Raw genomic sequence first — 556 nt, 5'->3', positions numbered from 1 at the left:
CAAGATGACCTTGCTAAGTCCCTTGCCATCGCCAAGGGCACCAGCTAGCCCCATAGCCAAAAAGCCAAGCACTGCGCCAAGGGTATAGACCCTGTAAAGCTCGCTGCTTTCGTAACCGTACTCTTTTACTAAAACGATAGGGATCACCAAAAATGCGATGCTTGCTAGCATCTTTTGCATAAAAGAGGTGAAATTTATGATCATGTAGTCTTTTTGTAAAAACAGCTTACCAAATGGTACTTTTTCACTTTTAGCACTCACTTTTATCTCTTTTGGCACAACGGTGTAAAGAAGCACAATGCAAAGCAGGCTAAGAGCGGCACTTAAGTAAAAGAGGCTTGAAAGCCCATAGTCTTTGGCAAGAAGCGGCCCAAGTACCATAGAAAGCGTGAAACTAAGCCCTATAAAAGCGCCCATTATCGCCATAGCTTTTGAGCGTTTTTCTTCTGTTATATAGTCACTTATCATCGCAGTTGCAACTGCTCCGATAGCACCTACACCTTGTAAAAATCTACCAAATAGCATGGTAAAAATATCGCTTGTAAGTGCACAAATT

1 protein-coding gene is annotated in these 556 nt (G+C 42.3%); it reads right to left on the bottom strand.

Annotated features, from left to right (window positions below; translation table 11 throughout):
- Positions 1-556, bottom strand: a 556-nt coding sequence (locus CYP26_RS04530; RefSeq protein ID WP_141090081.1) for an MFS transporter, incomplete at both ends; no start/stop codon positions are given.

Source organism: Campylobacter concisus, from assembly GCF_002913225.1.
Lineage (GTDB): Bacteria > Campylobacterota > Campylobacteria > Campylobacterales > Campylobacteraceae > Campylobacter_A > Campylobacter_A concisus_J.
The sequence above is the reverse complement of the archived record's forward strand: the minus strand, read 5'-3'. Positions and strand labels throughout refer to the sequence as shown.